Raw genomic sequence first — 21,436 nt, 5'->3', positions numbered from 1 at the left:
GAGGATCTGCCGGTACTGTGCTAAGATCTTTTTTCTTTCTATAAATTATGTGTGACAGGCAAGTCCTAAAACCAAATCCATATTGAATGCTCTTAAAGATTTTTGAAATATCTCGAATTAATTTATTTTTAATTCAAGATAAATATACTACGCTTTTTTTCATTTTGTCAATTTTTTTTATATCGTGATGAAACTTAACACTTTAGTTTTTACATCTTTAATTGTTCATCGACAGATGATTCATTCTATCTTCCTTCACATACATGAACAGTCGGCGCTTATTTTTTCGGATTAACCGTATAAAAAAGGGAAATGGAGACACATTAACAACAGAGATGATTTTTCTTGAAAGGAGATGATCTAATCATGCTGAAATATGCAAAGCTAATCATGACCTTGGCACTTGCCATTCCACTTTTGTTTGGATGTGCCGCTAATAATTATGACAATGAAGCAAGAAATAACGATAACCGTGTGCAAAATGTCCGGTATAATCCGCCTGACCGCAACCGTCCGACGAATCAAGAAACAAGAATGGAAGTCGCCCAAACAGCAGCTGACCGCGTTGCGGACTTGAAAGAAGTAAGCGATGCAAATGTGATTGTCGCTAATCGTACAGCGTATGTCGCGGTTATACTCAGCAATCATCTAAAAGGCAAAATGACAAAGGATGTTGAGCGAAAAATTGCGAATACAGTGAAACAGACAGATCCAAAAATCGATAATGTGTTTGTTTCAACAAATCCTGATTTTGTCGAACGCATGGCTGATTATTCACAAAAATTGCAGCAAGGGAGACCCGTCTCCGGACTTTTCGAGGAATTTAGCGAAATGGTCAGACGCGTCTTTCCAACAGCGCGCTAATCAAACGAGCAGTCAAGATTAAATGGAAAAAGTAGCACAAGAATAATCGATCATAGTAAGAAAGCTCAATCAGTCTGAGTCTTATTTGGCTGATTGAGCTTTTTCCTTGTTTAACTTTAGTCCGTTTTTTCTTTTTCTAATCGATCTTCGAATGATGCTTTTATGCAAAATGGTTCGTATGCTTAACATCCCTCCTGGCAGACTGAAACAAGGGCGAATTTTAGGTTCTACATAAACATAAAAAGGAAAACCAGCCTCATTATACCGTGATTCAGGTTACGATACATCCTTCATTACAAAAAATAGAAACCATTTTCTTCTGTCTGATAGTCATTTTCAACATAAAAACTTAATTCCCTTTCTCCTCTAAGATGCAAAACGGTGTTCTTTCCGTTATACTTAATCAAGTAATCTGTTGATGGATGGAAAGGAGAATAGCATTGAAATCTCTCGTTCTTGCTGAAAAGCCGAGCGTCGCCCGTGAAATTGCCCGTGTGCTTGGCTGCAAACAGCCTCATAAGCACTACTTTGAAGGAAGCAAATATATTGTCACATGGGCGCTTGGCCATTTAATTGAATTAAAAATGCCGGAGCATTACGATCCGAAATATAAAACATGGAGACTCGAGGATTTGCCGATTATTCCACAGAAAATGGGATTAACTATTATTAAACAAACAAGTCCGCAATTTAGGGCGATTGCCCATTTGGCTAACCGCCCAGATATTAAGGATTGCATCATTGCTACAGATGCAGGACGCGAAGGCGAACTTGTCGCCAGATGGATTTTGCAAAAAATCCAGTGGCAAAAGCCGCTCTGGCGCTTATGGATTTCTTCGCAAACAGACAAAGCGATTAGAGATGGATTCAAACAGCTAAAACCAGGAGCACAATTTGACTCTTTATATCAATCGGCTGTTTGTCGCGCAGAAGCGGATTGGTTGATCGGTTTAAATGTCACAAGAGCGTTAACGACAAAGTATAATGAACCTCTGTCGGCCGGACGCGTTCAAACCCCGACGCTCGCCATGATTATAGAGCGTGAAAAAGAAATTCAACACTTTGTCCCTAAGCCGTATTGGACCATTCATGCCCGCATCGGCCCGTTTTCAGCGGTTTGGGAGAAGAATGGCGAAAAGCGAATTTTTTCAAAAGAAGCGGCCCATCAGCTATATCAAAAGCTGCAAATACACCAAGCATCCGTTATTTCTATAGAACGAAAGAAAAAAACAGAACCACAGCCGCTTCCCTATGATTTAACTGAGCTGCAGCGCGAGGCCAACAAACGGTTTGGATTTTCCGCAAAGAAAACATTAAATATCTTGCAGCGGCTCTATGAGCATCATAAGCTTGTCACCTATCCGCGTACAGACTCCCGCTATTTAACACCAGATATGGAAGCAACGATGCTTGAGCGGCTGAAAGCGATGGCAGGAAGCTATAAGGAAGAAGTTGGTGCGCTTCTGGCCAAAAAAAGCAAGGTCATCGCCAGACGGGTGTTTAATCAAGAAAAAGTAACGGACCATCATGCTATTATTCCAACGGAAGAGCCGCTCCATCTGATGAAGCTCTCTGACGAAGAGCGAAAACTATATGATTTAATTGCTCGCCGTTTTTTGGCGCTATTTTATCCTGCTTATGAATATGAAACGATTCATGTTGTTTTTGATGCCGGAGGCGAGCAGCTAGTGGCTCGCGAAACAGCAATCGTGGATATCGGTTTTCGCAAAGTGCTAGGAAAAAGCGACAATGAGCCATCCCGGCCACATTTGCCGATCATAAGAAAAGGACAAGTGTTGACATTGAATGAGCTAGAACTTAAAGAAGCACTTACAGAGCCGCCCCTTCGTTATTCAGAAGCTGATATTTTATCACACATGGAAAAATACGGCCTTGGTACACCTGCCACAAGAGCCGATATTATTGAGCGCCTTCTCGAAACGGAGGCAGTGGAACGAAAAAATAGCCGCTTATATCCGACAAAAAAAGGAAAACAGCTAATCGAACTCGTTAATCAAGAGCTGAGATCACCTGAACTAACAGCGCGCTGGGAACGGGAGCTGGAAGCCATCGCTCGCGGAAAAGGAAATGCGAAAGCCTTTTTGCAAAACATCCGCCGGCAAACAGAACAGCTTGTCTCTGAGATTAAACAAAGCAAGCAAACCTACCGGGCGCACAATTTGACCGGCTCAATGTGCCCAGAGTGTGGCTCGTTTTTAAAGGAACGGACAACGAAAGAAGGCAAAGTGCTCATCTGTTCTAACACGGAGTGCCGCTATCGCAAGCATAAAAAGGAAGCGAGGCTGTCGAAACGGCGCTGCCCGCAATGTCAAAAACGAATGGAAATCCATGAAGGAAAAGCGGGCGTTTATTTTCAATGCCGCCGTTGCAACATGGTCGAAAAAGCCGAGGAAAAGAAAAGCACAGCGATTAACCGCCAAGACCGGGCGTTGTTGAAAAAGTATAGCGCGGAAAACGACGTATTTGGCACAAGTTTAGGAGAATTGCTTAAACAAGCATTAGACAAAAAGGAAAGCTAACATAAGACTAGAAACGGGCGCCTCTTTTCTTTTTACGAAAGAGGCGCCAGTTTTTTAGACACTCTCTCCTTACGATCTTTTTTCTTTGTGAAACTGCTTGATGACCATCCGCTCCCACCACTTCCACGGAAGTCGGTTTTTCAGCGCTATCGCTAGTTTCACCCCTCTGCCAACCGGATATCGTAAATCTGGGGCTGGGGACTTTGCTACCTCGACAATCTTTCGAATGACTTCGTCTGGAGGAGGTGCCGTCTCTGCAACGCGATTGACGTATTTTAAAACGGCGTTCATCTCCTTGGCATAAGCGGAATGAGGAGAGATCGTTACTCTTCCTAGCGATTTTGACCAAATATCCGTTTTGTAAGAGCCAGGTTCGATTAACACGACATAAACTCCGTATGGCAACATTTCCAAACGAAGCGACTCGCTAAACCCTTCTACGGCAAATTTTGATGCTACATAAGGGCCCATCGAAGGGAACCCGATTCGTCCGCTAATGCTGCTGATATTGACGATCTTGCCATTTCGACGCTCTCTCATCGATGGCAACACCGCCTTTGTGACAGCGACTAGTCCAAAAAAGTTCGTTTGGAATTGCTGCTGCCATTCCTCTATATCAAGCTCTTCTGTAAAGCCGCCTGCGGCGAAGCCTGCGTTGTTTACTAATACATCAATCTGTCCATAACGGTTGATTACGTCTTGAATGACCATTTCCACAGCGGAAAAGTCGGTGACATCCAATGAAATAACCTCTAACCGATCGATGACCCCAGCTTCTTGAGCGGCCGTTTCTAGTCCTCCTTTATTCTGAACGTTTCGCATCGAAGCCACTACCTGATAACCTTCACGAGCAAGCGCCAGGCTTGTCCGTAATCCAAAGCCGCTTGATGCCCCCGTCACAAACGCAACGGGAGATTTATGTAAATTTTGATTCATACAATCATCCCCTCCTGACGTTTTGTTTCTTCTTCCGTCATATTCCTGATTAATGTGTTAAACGTGCCTATATTCAATTGGATAAGGATAGCGGTCATTCCTGCTTTCCTCACTTTTGTTATGGTTGCAGAAATAAACCTCCTTCCCTGAGGGGGCAGACTTCTCGGCGGATCATGTTAAAAACCTCCATCATGAACGGATGGAGGCTACTTTCTTTTCGGTCCTGTTTTCTCTTGCCATTACGACTAACATGGCGCCGCTTAGTACAATCAGCCCACCAATGATTTGCATCATGGACATTGTTTCATGCAAAAATACCATAGATAGGAGAAACGTAATGACTGGCTCAATCATGCTTAGAATCGATGCTTTGGTTGGCCCGATCATATTCATTCCGGCAAAAAATGTAAGCATAGCGAGAATGCTAGAGAAGAAAGAGGTTCCGATGACGGGAAGCCAGCCGATATGATCAAAATGAAAATGAAGCGTTTGCGTCAATGTGCCCCATATAAAAAAGGACATCGCCGCAAATAACGCAATATAGGCGCTAGTCGTAATCGGCTGTACTTGTGCCGTCACTTTGCTACCCGTAATAATATAGATCGAATAAATCACCGCTGCTCCGATCGCCAGTCCTACACCGGCTGGTTGAATCCCTCCCGCCGGAGCCCCTAACACCATTATCATCCCTATTAAAGAAATACCTATCGCGGTGATGATTCGCATGGTTAGTTTCTCTTTATTGATGAAAAATGAAAGAATAGCGACAAAGATCGGATTTAAGTAAAGCAATAAAGCCGCTAGTGAGGACGGGATGTATTTCACTGCATTAAAATAAAAAGTAGATTGCATGGTATAACAAATGCCGCCTAGCAAAAACAGATAAAAAAGATGGGACCATGACACTTTCCAATGCTTTTCTTTGATAAGTAAATACATAAAAAAGAAAAGTGCAGCAAACGCAAAACGTAAAAACAGCAAAGTTGTGACTGTTACACCGCTATCGTACGCATATAATGCAAAGATGGGAATGAAGGCAAATCCCGTTGCTGATAAAAATACGAGCACATATCCTTTCCACATATTGCTTGCACCTCAAATCATTAAAATCTAAAACGAAATGCTGCGATCCTTTAAAACCTCTTCCCCATCTTTACTTTTTTTTGGGTGAACGGGTTATCGCAAAATCATATAGCATCCTAGATACAATTATAATCACTTTGAAATCTTAAACAATCTAATTTTCCGTACACGATTCATTTTTTCGCTTGAAGGAGACGCGGTCCATTTATCCTGTTGCTATCTTTCAGAACGATGAACCTGTTCGTTTTCTTTTTCAACAAAGATAGTTCCTTCATGAAGATGTTGAAGATCGTTGATCGTTCGCTTTTCCAGCTTCATTTTTGCAAAATAAATCGCTTGATGATGTGCCGTATTCTCTCCAAATCACTCGTATCTAGAAAAAGGAGCCATTCGGCCTCGCAAAAACTTTCGGATCCCCATGTATACTAGACGCCCTTCAATCATTCAAGCGTTTGGACGAATCATGTGCGAAAAATACTTATCTCCTTCCTTTTCACTTCTTCTTTTGGATCTTTTCCAGACAATGTTGTCTCATTCATAGAACAGAATATGAAGCTAGGCTGATAACGTTCTTGCTAGCATCGTTTTTCCGCTGATGATATGGATTTTTTGAGAGATTCTTTCGCAATCACCCCAAATTGAGTTTTAAGTAAAAAACACTCCATAAGCCGTTTTTAGGGACTCGTCAAAAAAATTTTTCCTTTGTTAAACGGTGTGGCTTCGACCGCGCGGATCGCTTCCTTTATATCGCCTAATGAATAATAGGCAGCAGGCGTCATCAACTGTAGCTTCTTTTCATGGATAAGTTCGAGCAAATGGTCAAAAGTTTCTTGCCAAGCTTGTACAGACACTTGTTGATTCCAGTGGCGAAGATGAAACAGTTTTATATGAACTTTCGCCTTTTCTGACACTTTCATCCAATTGACAGGAGTTCCTGATAAAAGGCCAATTGTTAGTAACACTCCTTCAGGACGAACGCAAAAGGCTAGCTCAGTCCCGTCCGCTCCGCCGATGGAATCAACAGCCGCAGTCGCACCCAATCCATTCGTAAGTTCCATAACAGTCCGATATAACAAGGTATTTGATGTATTAATCACATAGGAAGCGCCAAGGTCAAGCAGTTCTTTTGTGTGATGATCGTTTCTTGTCACGGCGATTAGGCGAAATCCGAGAATTTTTGAAAGCTGGGCAAAAATTCGGCCAATCGAGGAACCGCAAGCATTGACTAATAAAATCTCATTTGGTCGCAGCTTTAATACTTCGGTGCAGATAACCCACGCGGTAACCGGGTTGATATATAGTTGTGCAGCAGTAACATCATTGATAGAATGAGGGATTACGACCGCAAATTCCGCCGATGTTTTGACAAACTCCTGCCACGTACCTTCCCCCCGCAAAGGAAGGACACGCTTGCCAACCCAATCTCGTGAAACCAAAGGGCCGACATCTTCAACAATTCCTACTCCTTCATATCCGGGAATCGCAGGTAAGGAAATGCGGTGGGAGTAAACTCCTTGGATTGGCAGCAGATCAGAAGGATTGATCGGGCGTGCTTTCATACGAACAAGCACTTCTCCGTTTTTAGGTCGATGAATAGGTTTATTTTCCAATTTCAATACATTTTCAGGGTTTCCGAATTCATCAAACCGGATACATCTTGCTTGCAAATGCTCCCCTCCTTTTTCTAGTAGAAATAATCAGACGTTATTTTCAGTATATATATAATAGAGAATTGTTCAAGACTATCTATAAAGTTGGGGGCATCGTGTTACAGAAAAAGGTCGTTCTTGGTGAAAATCACTGCCACCACGAACAACCTTTCGAAGCAAATGAAAAAGGGGGAAGATAGCTGATCAACGGCTACTTCAAGGGATATGCGTTCAATGCTTGTTTTCTTACTTTCGCTTTTTCAGCAAACGTTTGGTCAAGGTCGTAGCCATAAATAGCATTCTCCCAGTCGCCGTACATCGGATTCGGGAGAACAATAAATTTGCGGCCGAACTCTTCACGGAAGCGATCCACGTTAGCATTGCGCTCTTCTAATGGCTTTTGGTCAAACTCTTTTGTAAAATCGCTTAAATTATCTCCAAACAATGCTACAATTTCGTGGGTTTGCTGGATTTTTTGCCGGCGAGGTTCTTTGCTATTTTCTTTGGCGCGAAACAGCATATGGTCCGCTGTTGCTTGTGGAAATCCTTTTTCCTTCAAGTTTTTAATCGTTGCCTTTCCCTCATTTTCATCGCGGTTGGACACGTAGAAAATATCGATTCCTTTTGAATCAACGTATGTAAGGAATTCAACAGCACCTGGAAGAGCTTCTGCTTGTGCTTGCATCACCCATTTATGCCAGTCGGTAAAGTTCGGCACTCCTTTTTGAATAATATAAGCTTCATAGGGGCTATTATTTAAAATGGTTTCATCAATGTCGAGCACGATGGCCAGTTTCTTCCTTGAATGACTATTGCGCTTCTGTTTAAGAGCGTCGTCAACCACCATTTTCCCCAGGTTGTATGCTTGATAATAAAGTGCTTGCATCTCTCCTGATTTCTGATACCAAAGGGTAGCCATCAGCATATGTTCGTTGTTGGATGTGGATGGCACCGTTTTTTCTACTGACTGCGGCGCTATGGCCGTCTCAGCGTTCACTGCAAAGACGGAAAAAGAAAAAATGCTTGCAGCAATCAGACCGCTTAATGTGTTGCTCCATTTGTTCATGCTGTTTACCTCCTAAGCTGCCTTGTGTTTTGAAGCATGTCCTCTTGTATTTTTTACACTTTTTTTGCTGATCATGCATCTTTCTTTTTCAACCGCATCGCACCATCAGCTTTTATCATAGCTGGAATGAAGTGTCTCTGCTTTGTGGTGAATAGAAACCCATGGCCGCTTATTTTCCCAACGAACGCTGATGTCTAGCTGAAAGGCTTCAGATAAATGTTGATCGATCAGCACTTCCTCTTTTTTTCCCGAAGCAATGATTTTCCCTTCCTTTAATACTAAAACATGTGTCATTTCTTCAATAATCTCCTCGATATAGTGAGTGACATAGAGAATATGGCAGCGTTGACTAGCGATAATCTCTTTAATAGACCATAGCAATTCCTCCCGCGTTAAAATGTCTAATCCAACAGAAGGCTCGTCTAATATGAGCAGCTTAGGCTGGGCCATCAAGGCTCTGGCAATCAGCGTCTTCCGCTTTTCTCCCTGCGATAATGTATCATACGCTTTTCCTTGCAGGTGGTTCATTCGAAACATATGCATCAGCTGTTCTGCCTGCTTCCTATCTTCATCCGTCGTTTTTTCATATAAACCAATGCTGGCGAATTTGCCGCTGATAATAATATCCTCTACTGATTCAGAGGCAAGCGTTGATTGAAAAGCGTCTAAAGCGCTGCTCACAAAACCGATTTGCTTTCGAAGATTCGGCAAATTCGTTTTGCCAAATACATTTCCTAAAACCGTTACCTCTCCTTTTGTTGGATATTGATAGCCTGTCACCATATTCAATAAAGAGGTTTTTCCTGAACCGTTCAAACCTAAAATAACCCAATGCTCTTTCTCATTAACTTCCCAGTTCAGCTCTTTCAAAATGACCCGATTTCCTTTAATCAGTGATACATTGTTCATCTGGATAATTGCTTCCATTCTATTGTACACCTCTATTCTAAAATCTTTCCACACCGCAAAACATGCCAACATCGCGACATTTACAAGCCCATCGCTCTAAGCATGTATCGGGTTCATAGGGAACGGTGCTGTAAGTTGTATGAATGTTCTTTGGATAACAGCAGTCCGAACAACTCAATTAAAAAATTCTGAATATTACATTTTATTATAATTCCCTTTCTATTTTTTGTAAATGATCGTTTGGAAAATGAACAGAGCAGCATCCGATAAGGAAAGAGATAGATGTTTTTCGAAGGTTCAAGGTAGGTTATAGACTTCTCTTCATCATGTAACCATCGAAAAATAGGAAGAAATCAAAATGTTTATAGAAATGTGGTCCGATGATTTGACCACAGTTAAAAAATAAAAGCATCCTAATCATTCATGATGAAGATTAAGATGCTTTTTTTCCATTACGAAAAGATACGACTTTAGGAATGTCGATGATCCATTTAATACATTTAATAAATGAAACTGTGATTAGGGTCGAATTATAACCCTTCCTGGATGTAAACCTTGTGTCTATATAGCGATTAATGGATCGTTGGACGAAAAGCTGATTGTAATTTTTCTTGAGCCATTAAGACAAGACGTTTTGTAATTTCTCCTCCGACAGAGCCATTTGCTCGGGAGCTTGTATCAGGACCAAGCTCGACACCAAACTCACGAGCGATTTCATATTTCATTTGTTCAATCGCAGCCGCGGCATGAGGAATTAAAATCTCATTTGATTGGCTGCTTCTTCCGTGTTGTTGTGACATTGGCAATATCATCATCTCCTTTAATAGTTTGTTATTAATATTTATTAAAAAAAGTGTTTTATTCATCATTAATTCAGGTAATTTATGGAATGATGAAAATTGCGAATCAAACATTCAAAAAAAGCAGCACGCATACCGCATAAAGAAATTAGGTTCGTTCTTCTATTCGAGGTTTGGCCGGATCGCAATGCGGACTTTCTAAGTCAGCGGATTCAGCCAGTTTCATTAAATAATAACACTCTTCGCGAAACATATGATCCGCCATAAGCGCGGTGAACGTGCCAAGAGCTTGGGCGCTAAGTTCAAGCTCCTCTAATTCTTGAAGAAATTGCTGGAACAGTTTAATCTCTAATGCGGCATCCGAATTCATCTTTTTTAATGCAGGAAAGCTAGATAAATTCGTACGCAAATATCCGGTAAGTTCAACCGCTTTTAAATAAAAAGCTTCAAAGTTCTTTTGATATTTTTTGCTTTTTTTCTTTAATGACTTTTCGACGTCATCTAAATTAGAAGATATGATACCGGCATGCCCCGCAGCGTCTAACAGCCAAATTAAATGATGGTGAAGCTCATGAGAAACAGGCGGCACTTGGTTAGCTTTAAAATAACTCAATAGTCGCAAATATTCCTCCAGCTCATTCACCATATGATTAAGAAAGGTTGGTGAAAGATGTATTTTGATTTGTCCCAATAAATGCTTTCTGATCAGATGCAGCTTAAATTCGCGCAGTCGCAGCGCTTCCGCTTCTGCCGCTAAAGTTAATTGAGACCAATTTTCCGAATCCGTTTTGCCAAGAAGACGGTCAAATGCTTGGATAAACTGGTAGGCAGTCGCAATATCCTCTTTTTCTACTGGAGCCAAAGCCTCATAAATAAATCGGGCATGATCACCTAAAACCTGAAGCCAAAATCGATGTTCAAATCTCGCTTTCTCTTCCAGCGTACTGCTCATGAATGCCCTCTCCTTCTAAAAAAATCGAAACCACTTCAATATGTATTCCCAAATGGCATGGCCTATGCCCCAATCCGTTCATAAAGGAGAGATTCTAATTTTTTCTTTATTTCAGCTCTTTCACCATAAATACTTGCTGGACGATAGTCTGAAACCCAATTTCCTTTAAAATGGAATAGGTTTGTTTAGATTGATTGACAGGCAGATTGGGAATGATCGTAACGACCGAATCGTCAGCGAAGGCGAGCACTTGATCAATCATAAAACGAACGAGATCTCCTGTATCGTTTCTCTCAGGATGAGCCTCACATTGAAATAAGATCGTTTTTTCATGTTTTCCATGTCCATGAAAACTTCTGCGATAATAAGCATATCCGATGGGAAGTCCTTGTTCGTCTTTTACGATGATCGCCTCTCCATCTTTTGCACTTTGCCACTGTGTTTGCCAAGGGTTTAATCCTTTATAAAAGGACAAATCACTCACTTGTTGCGGAATAGTCTTTTCCACTAGATAAGGATAGGAAGCTGACTTTGCATGTAGATAAGCTCCCTTCCATTCCAAATGCTCCAGCTCATCGACCATTTGATATCCCATTTGTTCATAAAGAGAAATTGCTCTTTGATTGGCACGGATCGCCTCTAATGTGGCTAGCTGGACACCTTCTTCTTGATAGATAGAAAGGGCAGCTTCCATCATCGCTTTTCCAATGCCTTTTTTTCTAAATGCAGACGCCACCCCCGTTCCGCCATTCCAAGCAATTTTCATCCCATTGAACAGACGAATGCCATTTTTGATGATGCCAATTGGCTTCTCATCCTGAAAAGCAACGATTGATAGCGTTGGAGATAATCCTTCAAGTACGAGCCTCTCTAAAAATCGTTCAACGGTCATCGTAGCATCAAAATAGTATCCTTCAAAACCCGTATTCCAAGCCGTGACTGCTTCCTCTAACGTGCATTGTGATAATCGTTTAATATGTAGCATACATCTGTCTCCTCTCTGCTTTCTTCTCAATTATTCAATGTTTTGTGGCTTCTGTCACTTTGTTCAGCGAAGAAGAAAGGGCAATTGCTGCTGTCTGAGACCGTATTGGGTTTTGCCTCTTCTTTTATGATATGAACCGCCATGGAACCGAGATGAGCATTTTTTGCTTATGGATACAGATTGAACGAATAATGTCTGGAAAAAAGCATGGATGGAAAACTTTTAAAAATCGCCCTTTTTTCACCTATCCGCCTTCCATCCATAAGCTCTTTCCGTTCTATTCATTAAAAGCAATAAATAACATGATCATTTTTAATCAAATTTTTCTTCATTCTATATGTATTTTTACACATGAATGTAACTTCACAAATAGTATACGCTATTTAGATAGGAAAAAGTTTTTCAATCAATCTATAAAAAACCCGCTCTGTCTAGAGACGGGTTTCAAAAGTGCGCTCTTGTTCGATTTTATGAATCAGCTCATCGAGCCATTCGATGACTTGAGCAGAGGCTTTCTCCAATCGGCGTAAACTTGCTTCTGCTTGTTCGAGGCGTCCTTGGGCATAAAATTCTGCTGCCTCCTTTGCCGCGATATGAACACGCTGATGAGGCTCATCCAGCTGATCGAAGGCCGGGACTCCCTTTAATTGGGCTTGTATTTCGGGATCAAAATACCATTTTCCAAGACGACAGTGGCGATGAGAGGCCACATCTTCGGCACGAATATGCTCAAAGCCGATCATCATATTATAAATTCGCCATTTCCAAAGAAGGTGATCTGTTTTGGCCAAATAAAGAAGTGCTTTTGAAGAAAGATGAACACCACTATCTTGAACGAGCTGCAATCGAAATTGGTCAATGGCTTTACTTAACTGATGCACCGTTTTTCCTGTTGTTTGGCCAATTTCACGCACAGATTCTGTTAGCGAAGCAATCGAGGACATGCGTTGAGCAATTTCATCGACAGCTGCCGATTGCTCCTCAGCAACAGCTGCATTCGTACTGGTGTGATCTTGAATGTCATTCATTGCCTGCGTGATTTCATTTAACAATGGCATCGCTTCCTGAGCTTGTGTAACAGCTTGGCGAATAACAGAAGAGGTGGAATGAATAGCTGAAGAGACTTCAGCCGAAATATTTCGCAGCTCTCCTACGTTTTTATGTACTTCGCTAAGCGACTGAACGGTGTGATCCGCTAGTTTACGGATCTCTTCAGCTACAACGGCAAACCCTCTGCCATGTTCTCCAGCACGCGCCGCCTCAATGGAGGCATTCAGCGCTAAAAGGTTGGTTTGGTCCGCGATGCCGTTGACAAGCTGCATCACTTTTTCAATAGCACTCAAATGCTGCTGTAAATGCTCAAAGCGCTCTACCATGTTGTTAAACATTTCATCTGTTTCAATGATTTCGTTAAATGCAGAAGTCATCATGTGCTGGCCCTTTTCCGCTCGTTCAACCGATGAGGTAGTTTTTTCAGCAATCGCCATTGCTGCATTAGCCACTTCGGAAACGGATGTGTTTATTTCTTCGGTTGCAGCTGTTACCATTTGGACATCTGCATTTTGTTCATCAAGAGAGCGCAGTAAATCTTTAATAAACATAATTTCTGCGTTTTTCTCCATTAATTGGGCCGTGCCGTCGGCAATTTGCTCAAGCATCGCTTCCGTATAGGCTTCAACCAGCACTTCCAATTCGATATTAAAAGCACGCTGTAGCGACCTCGTTAGTGTTAAATGTCGTTTAGGGGACAAAAACCCTTTTGACAGTAGAAGGGTACCCATATAAAAGTTAAATTGATTAAAAGCGACAATCAATTTGCCAATATTCACTTTTTCTCTGCGCAGCAAATGGAAAAAGGACAGAATTTCATTGACATATGCGCGATTGCGCTCCATCGTAAAAAATGCATGGACGTACTGCGTAATGCGAGCTTGAGTAATGGATTGCGCTGCTTTTGCATGAGTTTGTTGGAGCATTTCATAAAAAAACTGCACAAGTTCATCCTGATGAGAAGCGAGTAGTTGATAAACGTCCTGCAATTGACGGAAATCTTCCTTAGTAAAATGATTAAATGATAGTGTGTCAGCAAAACGACCTTCAAAAGAATAGTCTGTTCCTTGTTCAAGGAGTTCTTGCACATTTGGTTGTAGCCATTTTAACAGCATATAATCCCCCCTTCACCTTTTGTCACAATATATAAGGTAGTTCTATTATACTGCAAATTTAGTCCTTTTTTCTTATTTTTATCATTCGTTTTAAAAAATATATAAATAAGATCCCAGTCACAACAGTGACAGAGCGCTAAGCAACAAGCCGCCTATCGACAAATCCACTTGTCGATAGGCAGTGTTATTCGTCCGACAGCCAAAATCGGGAATCATCTGCCCATTTGGCGACAAATCGTGGCGCATCAAGTTGGATGTCGCTTTTTCTATCCGAATCTATATATTCATTGCGCGTAAGATCCAACTAGCGTCAAGAGCTGAAATTAGATTTCTTCAAGATTCCCATCCAAATTACCTTTGCTCACTGTTGACACTGTTTCTTTGCAATTGAACTACCCATTCAATGCATTGCTGATACCATAATAACGCTTCTGACAAAGAAAGGCCCAGTTCTTCCGCCAATTGTTTCGCTTTCATCAAATCATTGAGCTCAATGGCCAACACAAATTGATATAAACCAAAAAACAAGTGTTTTTCTTTGAATAGCCCATCTTTAATCGCCTCATCTACGTTTAATTCATCTAAAATATCGGATAAAGGACGTTCAAGCAAAATGTGCAAGGAAGAACAAATCCCCATAAAAAACAAACTGTCTTTTTCCTCATGAATATTTAAGCGAACCGCAACTTGTTCCAGCATTTTTGCCCGAATTAAAGAGTTGACAATCACCTCATTTTCAAATGGATTGCTGGCTTCTTGGAACGTTAATATCGTTAGCCAGCTGCGTAAATAGCTGGCACCAAGCAAAATAGCTGCATGACGAATGGATTTAATTTTAGGAGAGGAGTATAAGAAAAATGAGTTCACCACTTTTAGCAAACGATACGCAAGCGCTGGATCATTTTCAATTGTTTTGACAATTTTATCAAAATTGAACTCCGCTTGGTTCATTTGTTTTAGCAACGTTAAACGGGAAGTATTCGTTATTTTTGGTAAAGATTTTTCTTTTAAAACGACTGGTTTATTGAAGAAATATCCTTGAAAATAGGAAAATCCATGATGAGTGGCCAATTGTAATTGATCGTGCGTTTCAACTTTTTCTGCAATAAACTGAATGTTGTATTGCTTGATGATGTTTTGAATATAACGAGCTTGTTCGATATTTAAATCAAAAAAATCAATCTTAATGAAATCGATGTAAGGAAAAAGAGGATGATAATCTGCTTGAAAAACAAAATCATCTAAAGCGATGATATATCCTTTTTCTTTAAGATTTTTACATATATGAAGCAACTTCTCGGAATATGGAATGGTTTCAAGAATTTCAACGACAATCAGTTTATTTGGAAAATAGAGAGGAATGTTTTTTTCTAGCAGTTTTTCTGTAAAGTTAATAAAGCAGCGCGCGCCATTTGTCAATTTTTCAATTCCAATATTCATAAAACTATTAATAAGGACGTCTATTGTGGCATGGTCTCCATCAATGGAGTCATAAAAATTTTGCTCGCCGCTTCGATATAACAATTCGTAGCCAAACAATTCGTATTTTTTGTTGAGAATAGGCTGCCGTCCCACATAAATGTCCATCACTGATCCCCCATTAACATCATAATGATATAACAATATAAAGTTCGCCATGAGACATAGTTGACAGTGATCTCTACAGATCAAATATGTCGATGATCTAAGAAAAATTTATTGACATTTCTTGATTCCCCGCTTTTCTGCCACAGTAGGCAAGCCTCGCTCTTAGCATACTCTTTTTTTAAGTAAAATAATTAGATCATCAACACTTGTATTTACAGATAGATGAATGAAGCTAATTTTATATGATAATGTTTTTACAACAGCCAAGTGCCAGAATTGGGGCATTATCTGCTTACATGTGGACAAGTGTTGAGGCATTCATCTAGTTGTGCATCATGCTCAACTAGCACCACAGGTTCGTGATATAGTCCTATTTTACCATATATCTGTACAAAATACATAAATTTTTACAAAAAATAACCATAGATTGCAGGCAGACGATATCTTTCCATAAAAACTTAAAAATATTGCTTCACCACAAGGAACTGATGCTCACTGCTTCCGGCTCAACGAATGCTTTTCATTGTATGATGGGGGGCGTTGATGATCCAATAAAAACTCATTGACAAGGCTTGATTCCTCACTTTTCTTCCGTAGTCGGCAAGCCATTCACTTCGTTTAGACGTGGGAGACTTCTCAATGGATGGTTAAATGATGTGGTGATCGCTGCGCCTCCAAGAGAATAAAAAACCCCCTCTCTTTTTATCAGAGATGGGGCGGGCTGTTCATTGCCGTTGGATTTGGGCATGGATTTTGTATCTACAAGTGTCTTATACGGGAACGGTATTGCTGAATGTATGATTGATTATGTTCAAATCCACCTGCCACATTTCCGCTCACAAAAACCGGTGGAATGACATCTAAATGAAGCAGCTCTTCGATAACTTCTGCAATGAGCATATTTAAGATAAACGCTCCCACCACAGTAGAACTTGGGGCTATGTTGACTTTTAACTGTGGAATCGCAATCAGCGCATCACCATAAGGGACATGGGTGTCAATCACGATATGCGCCAATTCATACAGTTTTTGGCCTGAAGAATGGCGGGAAGGCACTTGCGAATAAGCAGACGATGTAATGGCGATGACCTTTAGTCCTTTTTTTACTGCTTCCATCGCCATCTCTATTGGTACAGCATTCACTCCAGAATGGGAAACGATAATCATCACTTCATTAGGCTGGGGCTGATAACGTTCCAGGATCATCGAAGCATAGCCTTCCGTTTTTTCAAGCATCGAGCTTTTAACAGCCCCTTCATGAAGCATGAGACTTGTTTCGAATATGGGATTAACCGGAACAAGCCCTCCAGCACGATAAAAAATCTCCTCTGCCAGCATGTGAGAATGGCCGCAACCAAAAATATGCACAAGTCCTCCTTCTTTAATGGAATGAGCAATAAGCCGCGCTGCTTTCTCCATCTCTTCCCATTGAGTTTCTTCTACAAGCTGAAGCTGTTCTTTGATGCGTTGTGCATATCTTTTGCCAAGCATATTCCCATCTCCCATCCTTACGGTACTTTCCGAACATAACGGCCCATTCTTTTGCAGCAATGGTCCGTTTGCTTTCTTTATCTCTGCTTTTTCATTTCATTCGCAATAAACTCTACATCGGTGCCAATGACGACTTGAAGATCGGTTTGATTGAGGCGGATGACCCCTTTAGCCCCAAGTTGTTTTAACTGGTTATCTTGCACCTTTGACATATCCTTTACTTTTAGACGCAAGCGCGTCACACAATGATCAATCGTTGTTAAATTCTCTTTTCCGCCAAGCGCTTCCATATATTTCTCTGCTAATGCCTCATATTTGGTGGCTGCGGAGGTGGTTGGTTCATCATGGAATGCTGCATTTTCTTCTTCGTCGTCTTCACGTCCTGGTGTTTTTAAATCAAGCTTTTTGATAAGAAAATAGAAGACGATAAAATAAACTCCGCCATAGATAATTCCTTGTAATAGCAATAAGAGCGGTTTTTGCGCAATTCCCCAGTTTAAGAAAAAGTCGATCGCGCCAGCTGAAAAACCAAAACCGTGATGGATGCCAAGCATCGTTGCAATCGCGAGCGAAAGGCCTGTCAACACAGCGTGAACAACATAAAGCAGCGGAGATAAAAACATAAATAAAAATTCAATAGGTTCCGTCACACCTGTTAAAAAGGAAGTAAACGCAACTCCAAGCAACGCGCCTGCTACCATTTTGCGGCGTTCTTTTTTGGCGGTAGCGATCATAGCCAGCGCTGCCGCCGGAAGACCAAACATCATCACCGGGAAAAACCCGGCCATAAAAATTCCTGCACTTGGATCCCCCGCAAAAAAGCGATTAAGATCGCCCGTTTTTCCAGCAAATTCTCCAAACACAAACCATACTAAACTATTTAAGACGTGATGTAAACCAACCGGGATTAATAGACGGTTTAAAAAGCCGAAAATACCGACTCCAACCGCACCGAGACCAACAATCCATTCGCCGACCGCATTAATGCCGTCTTGGATCGGCGGCCAAACATAGCCAGCAACAAGCGCTGCGATTAGCATTGTCAGCGAAGTGATAATCGGCACAAACCGTTTGCCGCCGAAAAAACCAAGCCAATCCGGTAATTTGATATTATGATAGCGATTATACAGCAAACCGGCTGCAATCCCGGAAATAAATCCGCCTAACACGGACATATCAATGTCCTTGTTAATGGAAACGGCTCCTTTGGTTAAGATAAAATATCCGATCGCCCCAGCTAAAGCAGCAGCACCGTTGTTATCTTTTGCCAGTCCTACTGCAATCCCGATCGCAAATAGCAAAGGCAAATTGGCGAACACAGCATTTCCTGTCTCGGCGACAAAAGGAATATCGAGTAAGTCGGGCTGACCTAAACGAAGCAGCAAGGCCGCTGCCGGCAAAACAGCGATCGGCAGCATTAACGCTTTGCCAAGCCTTTGTAAAAAACCTAACATAAGCATCCTCTCTCCTTTTCCAACCTATCATTTCATAACGTACACTTCATGAAATCGATTATCGTTCCATTTCAATCATAAATTTATAGCGATCGGCTCGATACACCGACTTCACGACCTCAAGCGGCTGACCGTTTTCTAAATAGCTGTTGCGCTGGATCAGCAGCACGGGGGCCCCTTCTTTAATTTGCAAAAGATCGGCCTCAACTTTTCGAGCCACAGATGCTTCTAATATTTGTGTAGCGGATCGAATCGTCAGTAACTGTTTCTGCTCAATAAATTCATAAAAGGAACCGCTTACAATTTCTTCTGTTAAATAAGGAACGAGCGAGCATGGAACATAGGCGATCTCCAAAGCGATCGGCAGCTGATCAGCAAGGCGAAGGCGCCTGATTTCGTAGACTTCCTCTTCTTCCGAAACATGAAGCTGTCCTGCTAATGAAGAGCTCGCCGGAATGGTACCAAAGCTTAATACCTTTGTGCCCGGTTCCATTCCTCTTGCCCGCATATCCTCTGAAAAGCTGGTAAGCCCTTTTAGCGGCTGCTCAATTTTTTTAGTCGCCACAAACGTTCCTTTGCCGCGCTGTCTCACTAAATAGCCATCATTCACTAGATTGTTGATTGCCTGCCGAACTGTCATTCGGCTAATGTCATATCGTTCTGACCATTCCCGTTCAGAGGGAATCATTTCTCCTGGCTGTAGCTGTCCTTTTTCAATCATTTCTTTAATTCCCTGTTCAAGCTGATAGTAAATCGGAAGTGGCGAATGTTTATTAATCATTGTGCATACACCTTTCTCTGTTCTTCACTAACCAAAGCGAGCGCTTTTTGATCAGCCATGATGGTGACATTGTCATGTGTTTTCAAAATGGAGGCCGGGATCGCTGGTGTTACTTCTGTTTCTAATAACTGGGCTAAGATCGTGGCTTTTCCCTCTCCCGATGCTAATAAAAGAATTTGCTTGCTTTTCATAATGGTCGCTATTCCCATTGTAATCGCATGGGTTGGCACTTCTTCTATGGAAGAGAAAAAGCGCGCATTGGCTTTTCGGGTTGATTCAGCCAGTTCCACTACATGAGTAGTAGAATCAAATGAAGTGCCGGGTTCATTAAAGCCGATATGACCGTTTTGGCCAATCCCCACGATTTGTAAATCTATTCCTCCTACTGATTCGATCACCTCCTCATAACGCTGGCATTCTGCTTCCACATCCTCCGCAAGCCCATTCGGAATATGTGTCTGCGATGGCGGGATGTCAATGAAATGGAAAAAATGATGATTCATATAGTACCGGTAGCTGTTAGGATGATCGCCATCCAGTCCAACATATTCATCTAAATTCACCGTATGAACATGGCGATAGGTTGTTTGGTGATTTCGATAATCTTCCACAAGCGCCGCATAAGTTCCAAGCATCGTTCCTCCAGTGGCTAGTCCGAGCACTGAATGCGGATTGATTCGCACTTGGTGGATGATCCATTCCGCTGCTTTTTGGCTCATCTCTTTGTAGTCGCGTACTTCAATGATTTTCACTGCGCAACACCTCCTGTTTGGCATAAGCTAGCCTTCCCCGGCAAAAAGTCAGGATGACCTCCCGTTCTTGATTCAGCACGACTATATCAGCATCTTTACCTGGGAGAATGCTTCCTTTTCGATCAAGAATGCCTAATTGTTTAGCAGGGTTCCAGCTCGCCATGCGGATCGCTTCTTCAAGTGAACACCGGGTAAATTCCATTATATTTTTCACAGCATCCTTTAATTTCAGTATGCTTCCTGCAAGCGTCCCGTCTTTTAATGTAGCTTGTTTTCCCCGAACGGTGACTTGCTGACCTCCCAGATCATACTGCCCTTCACCGAGACATTTGGCGCGCATTGCATCGGTAATCGCAATCAATCCCTCGCTTCCTTTGTTGCGATAAGCAAAGCGAACCATTTCAGGTGCTACATGAATGCCGTCTGCGATAATTTCACATAATACTTCCTCATGCATCAACACCGCGCCGACCACTCCAGGTTCCCGATGATGCAGCCCGCGCATACCGTTAAATAAATGCGTAGCCTGTGTCACCCCGGCTTGAATGGCTTCTTTCACTTCGGCATAAACCGCATCAGAATGGCCAATGGAGGCAATCACTCCTGTCTCCTTTAAATATGCAGTAAGAGACAGCCCGTTTTCTTCCTCTGGCGCCAGTGTGACAAGACGGATATGTCCATTGGCTTCCTTCTGCCATTTTTTGAAGAGTTCAATATCCGCCTTGATGATATTGCGGGGATGCTGGGCACCCGCCCGCTTTGGCGACAGAAAAGGACCCTCTAAGTGAATTCCGAGCACCTCTGCTTCTCCGGGACGATTGTCATGTGCCATATAGTTCGCTACATTTTTCACCGCTTTTTCAATCTCGCTGGAAGCTGCGGTCATCGTGGTTGCTAGAAAGCTAGTGGTTCCCTCCTTTGGCAATACGGAGGCCATTGTTTGTAAAGCTTTTGCTGTGGCATCCATCACATCAGCACCAGCAGCACCGTGAATATGAAGATCGATAAAGCCAGGAAGCACACAATCATGAATGCTTAATTCAAATTCCTTAGCATTGGATGGCGGAGGGGTTGGGCCGACGTAGGCTATTTTGCCATTTTCAATTAATAAATATCCTCGTTGAATCTGTTCGTTTTCCGCATAGATCGTCGCATTTTTTAGTAAAAACTGATCCATTCTCGCACCCCTTCTTTCCTTAAAGTCATCTTAACATTATATTATATAGTTGTCTATACCAATTTGATATATTTATAGATATGAGAGCATTGATCGCTATCAACAAACGAATCTGGCCGTCTTCATAGGCATGGAAATAGCGCAAATAAAATAAGACGGCTAATATGTTAACCATCCTTCATTGTTTGTGATGGGTTTCGCATCAGATGGGCTTAAACTTGGTGAACAAGGAACATAGCCGAGTG

At 41.8% G+C, this 21,436-nt stretch carries 17 protein-coding genes; 2 read left to right on the top strand and 15 right to left on the bottom strand.

The annotated features are described in order from the left end of the window. Positions 1-366: 366 nt before the first annotated feature. Complete coding sequence (locus AT864_RS13840) at positions 367-864, top strand: YhcN/YlaJ family sporulation lipoprotein (protein ID WP_044742474.1); 498 nt, start codon at positions 367-369, stop codon at positions 862-864. A 440-nt stretch (positions 865-1,304) separates the two neighbouring features. Then, the gene (locus AT864_RS13835) at positions 1,305-3,404 is read left to right on the top strand and encodes a DNA topoisomerase III (RefSeq protein WP_066149845.1); all 2,100 of its coding nucleotides are present in this window, start codon (positions 1,305-1,307) and stop codon (positions 3,402-3,404) included. A gap of 69 nt (positions 3,405-3,473) precedes the next feature. Here the strand turns inward: AT864_RS13835 and AT864_RS13830 are convergent, their stop codons facing one another. From AT864_RS13830 to nagA, 15 genes are all read right to left on the bottom strand, one after another. After that, positions 3,474-4,340 carry an oxidoreductase gene (locus AT864_RS13830; protein ID WP_066149843.1) on the bottom strand — a complete coding sequence of 289 codons (867 nt, stop codon included), beginning with the start codon at positions 4,338-4,340 and terminating at the stop codon, positions 3,474-3,476. 189 nt (positions 4,341-4,529) lie between these two features. After that, the gene (locus AT864_RS13825; RefSeq protein WP_066149840.1) at positions 4,530-5,423 is read right to left on the bottom strand and encodes a DMT family transporter; all 894 of its coding nucleotides are present in this window, start codon (positions 5,421-5,423) and stop codon (positions 4,530-4,532) included. A 674-nt stretch (positions 5,424-6,097) separates the two neighbouring features. After that, the gene (locus AT864_RS13820) at positions 6,098-7,090 is read right to left on the bottom strand and encodes a zinc-dependent alcohol dehydrogenase family protein (RefSeq protein ID WP_044742478.1); all 993 of its coding nucleotides are present in this window, start codon (positions 7,088-7,090) and stop codon (positions 6,098-6,100) included. A gap of 193 nt (positions 7,091-7,283) precedes the next feature. After that, a complete protein-coding gene (locus tag AT864_RS13815; protein WP_066149838.1) occupies positions 7,284-8,138 on the bottom strand; it encodes a 5'-nucleotidase, lipoprotein e(P4) family in 855 nt (284 codons plus the stop codon). A gap of 105 nt (positions 8,139-8,243) precedes the next feature. Further along, positions 8,244-9,065 (bottom strand): ABC transporter ATP-binding protein, encoded by an 822-nt coding sequence (locus AT864_RS13810; RefSeq protein ID WP_066149835.1) that lies wholly within the window; start codon positions 9,063-9,065, stop codon positions 8,244-8,246. Between the two features lie 554 nt (positions 9,066-9,619). After that, positions 9,620-9,847, bottom strand: coding sequence for an alpha/beta-type small acid-soluble spore protein (locus AT864_RS13805; RefSeq protein ID WP_044742520.1), 228 nt, complete (start codon positions 9,845-9,847; stop codon positions 9,620-9,622). A gap of 148 nt (positions 9,848-9,995) precedes the next feature. After that, a complete protein-coding gene (locus AT864_RS13800; protein ID WP_066149832.1) occupies positions 9,996-10,799 on the bottom strand; it encodes a DUF2935 domain-containing protein in 804 nt (267 codons plus the stop codon). Positions 10,800-10,905: 106 nt separating this feature from the next. Next, the gene (locus AT864_RS13795) at positions 10,906-11,784 is read right to left on the bottom strand and encodes a GNAT family N-acetyltransferase (RefSeq protein ID WP_066149830.1); all 879 of its coding nucleotides are present in this window, start codon (positions 11,782-11,784) and stop codon (positions 10,906-10,908) included. A gap of 431 nt (positions 11,785-12,215) precedes the next feature. Next, on the bottom strand, positions 12,216-13,949 hold the full coding sequence (locus tag AT864_RS13790; RefSeq protein WP_066149828.1) for a methyl-accepting chemotaxis protein: 1,734 nt from the start codon (positions 13,947-13,949) through the stop codon (positions 12,216-12,218). Between the two features lie 351 nt (positions 13,950-14,300). Continuing rightward, entirely contained in the window at positions 14,301-15,536 is a 1,236-nt protein-coding gene (locus tag AT864_RS13785; protein WP_066149826.1) for an EAL and HDOD domain-containing protein, read from the bottom strand. Between the two features lie 759 nt (positions 15,537-16,295). Continuing rightward, entirely contained in the window at positions 16,296-17,027 is a 732-nt protein-coding gene (locus AT864_RS13780) for an SIS domain-containing protein (protein WP_066149823.1), read from the bottom strand. Between the two features lie 77 nt (positions 17,028-17,104). After that, the gene (nagE, locus tag AT864_RS13775; RefSeq protein WP_066149816.1) at positions 17,105-18,481 is read right to left on the bottom strand and encodes an N-acetylglucosamine-specific PTS transporter subunit IIBC; all 1,377 of its coding nucleotides are present in this window, start codon (positions 18,479-18,481) and stop codon (positions 17,105-17,107) included. A 58-nt stretch (positions 18,482-18,539) separates the two neighbouring features. Then, the gene (locus AT864_RS13770; protein WP_066149813.1) at positions 18,540-19,262 is read right to left on the bottom strand and encodes a GntR family transcriptional regulator; all 723 of its coding nucleotides are present in this window, start codon (positions 19,260-19,262) and stop codon (positions 18,540-18,542) included. Continuing rightward, positions 19,259-20,038, bottom strand: coding sequence for a glucosamine-6-phosphate deaminase (gene nagB / locus AT864_RS13765; RefSeq protein ID WP_369815565.1), 780 nt, complete (start codon positions 20,036-20,038; stop codon positions 19,259-19,261). The genes AT864_RS13770 and nagB overlap by 4 nt, the downstream gene beginning before the upstream one ends. Next, positions 20,001-21,191, bottom strand: coding sequence for an N-acetylglucosamine-6-phosphate deacetylase (gene nagA, locus AT864_RS13760; RefSeq protein WP_066149807.1), 1,191 nt, complete (start codon positions 21,189-21,191; stop codon positions 20,001-20,003). The genes nagB and nagA overlap by 38 nt, the downstream gene beginning before the upstream one ends. Positions 21,192-21,436 lie beyond the last annotated feature (245 nt).

It is taken from the genome of Anoxybacillus sp. P3H1B (assembly GCF_001560855.1).
Lineage (GTDB): Bacteria > Bacillota > Bacilli > Bacillales > Anoxybacillaceae > Anoxybacteroides > Anoxybacteroides rupiense.
Note: the sequence above shows the minus strand (reverse complement) of the source record. Positions and strands in the feature narration are given on the sequence as shown.